This window comes from Elstera sp. (genome assembly GCF_044372965.1).
GTDB lineage: Bacteria > Pseudomonadota > Alphaproteobacteria > Elsterales > Elsteraceae > Elstera.
This window is the reverse complement of record NZ_JBILQX010000276.1, coordinates 1-3,368: the sequence shown is the minus strand read 5'-3', so window position 1 is coordinate 3,368 and position 3,368 is coordinate 1. Positions and strand designations below refer to the sequence as shown.

The following is a 3,368-nucleotide window of genomic DNA, read 5'->3' as shown; positions in this document are numbered from 1 at the left end:
GGCGCGGTTGATCGAAGCGGCGCCGGTGATGGAAGTGGCCCGCAGCGAGGATCTGGCCGATCTTCCCGCGCTGGTCGATAGGGTCCGCGCCCTCGTGGAGGTTCCGCGCGGATGAGCGGGATTTATTGGCTCGCTTCATATCCGAAGTCAGGCAATACCTGGGTTCGCTTGCTTCTACAGTCCTACACGGCAGGCGGGACGGCGGTTCACATCAACGCCCTAACGTTGGGGGGAGGGCGGGGGGACGAGCGGGCCCTGTTTGATGAGCTTATCGGCATCCCGGCCGGGGATTTGACCGATGCGGAGATTTTAGCCTGGCAGCCGTACGCGTTTGACCAATGGTTGCGCCAGTTAAATCAAAGGTTATATTTGAAGACCCATAATATCTGCTCTCCGGTCTCTATTACTGGGGCGGCTTGTTTGGCCGATCTTGTCCGGGGAGGGATATATTTGGTGCGCGACCCCCGCGATGTCGCCGTATCGCTTGCCCGGCACATCGGGCAAAGCGTCGATGATGCCATCACGCTCATGGGCACGCCCGATAGGCGGATGTGCCGATCTCGGCGCGTTCTTCGGCCTCGGTTGCTGGAAGTTTGGGGCAGTTGGAGCGAGAATGTTGAAGGCTGGCTTGATCGGGCACCCTTCCCCGTTCACCTACTGCCCTACGAGTCCATGAGGGCCGATCCTCGGGCGGCCCTGACCGGTCTGATAGCGGCCCTGGGGCTGCTGGTCGATCCGCTCGCAGTCGAAGCCGCTGTCGCCGCCACGGACCTTACAGAACTACGCCGCCAAGAGGCCACCGCCGGTTTTGCTGAATGGCGCGGGGTTGGCGGCTTTTTCGGCGAGGGCCGCGTGCAGGGCTGGCGGGACCGGCTGACCCCTGCCCAGATCGCCCGGATTGAGGCCGATCACGGGCCGGTTATGCGGCGCTTAGGCTATCTGCCGTAGGATCACTGATTGCCGCCGGTTGCCCAGCGAATGAAGCGCCCGGTTTGAACCGCGCGCGTCAGTAACACCTGATAGTCAAAGCGCCGGGCCTGCGCCGTCTCAGCATCCGTCGGCCAGGTGTCGATCAATTGTTTCAAGCGCGGCAGGTCGAGCATGTCGGCGGCAAGGGGGACATTGGCCAAGCGCTCAATATCCGCTGCAAAACTCTCGCGTTGGGCGGAGAGGCGGGCAAACCACTCCGGGTTCTGCTGACCATAGCCTCGCTCGGCGAGCAGGGCGGGCGGCAGCCGGTCTGCGAGGACCCGGCGGGCGAGGCTGCGCTGCACCCCGCCTAAGAGATAATGTTCGCGCGGGATCGCCAGGCAAAATTCGGTCAGATCGGGATCGCCGAGCGGGTCGCGGATTTCAAAGCCATAATAGGCCGTTATCATTCGATGGGATTCGATGGGGCGGACGCGCTGAGCTCCCACAAGATGCGCGATGAGCTTTCGACTGTCGGTGGTATAGAGCGACAGCGCATCGTCCCCCAGGGCCTCTCGAACGGCGCTTAACCCGACCTCTCGCGCGAAGTCTGACCGGATTGCAGCATATTTTGTGGAGGGCTCTTCCCCCGGATGCCGCCAGCGCCATAGGGCCGCGCGCAGTTTCGGTGGCAGAGCGGGCAGCAAAACTTCGGTCTTAAGGGTGCCCCATAGCGTCCCCTGTCGAAACCGAGCGGCCCCTGGCAGCAGTTGAATAAGCTTGTCCAGGCGCCCCGTCCGCGCAAAATCGCCCAAGCCCCTTAACCCATTGAAGCTGAGGGTTAAATTTCCAGCCCCACCTGTCAGCAGTACGGCGTGTCCATTTTGTTGCGCAGCGCGACAGGCCGGATCAAACCAACCAATCTGATTGGCGGTAAACTGCATCCTGCTCCCGGCGACGAAAAAGGGGGTTGGGTCCATTTCGATCGACGCCGGATCGGTGCTATGACAAAAATGCGAATGGATATTTGGGTAGCGGGCCGCGAGCGCCTCGACATAGGGCCGTTCCTGATCATACCACCCCGTTCGGCTGCCAATCGCGTGCCCTGGCGGCGGCTCGACCGTATAGGTCGAGAGGCGGGCCGGGTCGAGCAGGCGTGCGGCGGTTGCGGCCACCCCCGAGCTATCGAGGCCCCCCGACATTAAAACGCCGGGCGGGGCCGCACAGCGCAAGCTCCGTTGGACGGCTTGGTCCAGCAGATCGCGCGCTGTCTCCACATAGGCTTGCGGCGTTGGCAAACTTAAGCGCCGGCGGGTGTCGAGACGCCAGAAGGTTTGCTCCCGCACGCCATGCGTATCGGCGGTGAGATAGGTTCCCGGCGGCACGAGGCGAATATCTTTATACAGCGTATCCGCCGGATCGGCGACCGAGGCGGTGAAGTGCAGGGCGAGTTGCAGCGGGTCGAGGGTTTTAGGAACGCTGGGGAACTGATGAAGTGCGCTCAGCGTTGTGGCAAACCAAAAGCCTTTTGGGCGCGCGTACCAATAAACAATGCGTTGGGCCATTGGGGCGACGAGGACGTACAACCGTCGCTCCCGCGTGTCCCACAGCGCAAAGCAATAGTCGCCCTTTAGTTTGGGGAGCGCGTCAAACCCATAACGGTCGAGCCACGCCGCTGCGATTTGGGAGTCGGGAGTTTGGGGGCGAAGGCCCAGGTCGGCGATAAGCGGGGAGGGCTCGAAGAGATACCCATCGAACAGAATAACACGCCCAGCCGAGTCTTCGATTGGTTGTCTTTCGGCCCTGTCTTCCGGCGTCATAACCCGTTGGGCGTGTGCGAGAGCAACAACCCCATTCCGCCAAACCCTCGGAGTTCCAAGCCCTAGGCTTAAAAACCCCGCGCCGACCCGTGAACAATCCTCCTCTGTGCGCTCTTCTAACTCAAACGCCGCATAGCCGCGAAAATCGCTCATAGCATCAAGAGACACAAAAAGGGCATTAGCCGCCACCGTACCTCAGAACAGTTTCGTCGGAGCAATATCGCAGGCTAAACTCAGAGCTTAGTGGTTAAGACTGTGTAAAAGAAACCTCCAAGAAATCCGTGCCTGGACCGGTACCGCCCTGTGTAAATTCAGAAATCGAAAACGTCTTAATCGACCGCAGCGGCGCGACCCAGCGCATGGGCTGCGTTTCCGACGATACCGCGTCGGGAAGGTTGCTGCTATCGCGTTGCTGCTTTTCCATTTAGCTCACCCTAACTCTGATCGGCCATAAACTCGATTTACCAAAGGCAAACCGGCTTTGCCGAATGTGCTTTCGTCCATCCTCTCACTTTACTGCAATCTCCCGCGCTGAGCAAGAGCACGCTCTGATTGCGCCGGGGGCCTTGCCGGGATCGGAAAACCGCCGAATTAGTTTAGAATAAGTATGATTCGCAAGAATGTAGCATATTGTTATAT

2 protein-coding genes are annotated in these 3,368 nt (G+C 60.4%); one reads left to right on the top strand and one right to left on the bottom strand.

Features of this window, described 5'->3' with window-relative positions; all coding sequences use genetic code 11:
* The first annotated feature begins 111 nt into the window (after positions 1–111).
* Positions 112–948 carry a sulfotransferase domain-containing protein gene (locus ACIQ36_RS19475; RefSeq protein WP_395832450.1) on the top strand — a complete coding sequence of 279 codons (837 nt, stop codon included), beginning with the start codon at positions 112–114 and terminating at the stop codon, positions 946–948.
* Between the two features lie 2 nt (positions 949–950).
* Here the strand turns inward: ACIQ36_RS19475 and ACIQ36_RS19470 are convergent, their stop codons facing one another.
* A complete protein-coding gene (locus ACIQ36_RS19470; RefSeq protein ID WP_395832448.1) occupies positions 951–2,882 on the bottom strand; it encodes an asparagine synthetase B family protein in 1,932 nt (643 codons plus the stop codon).
* Positions 2,883–3,368: the final 486 nt, after the last annotated feature.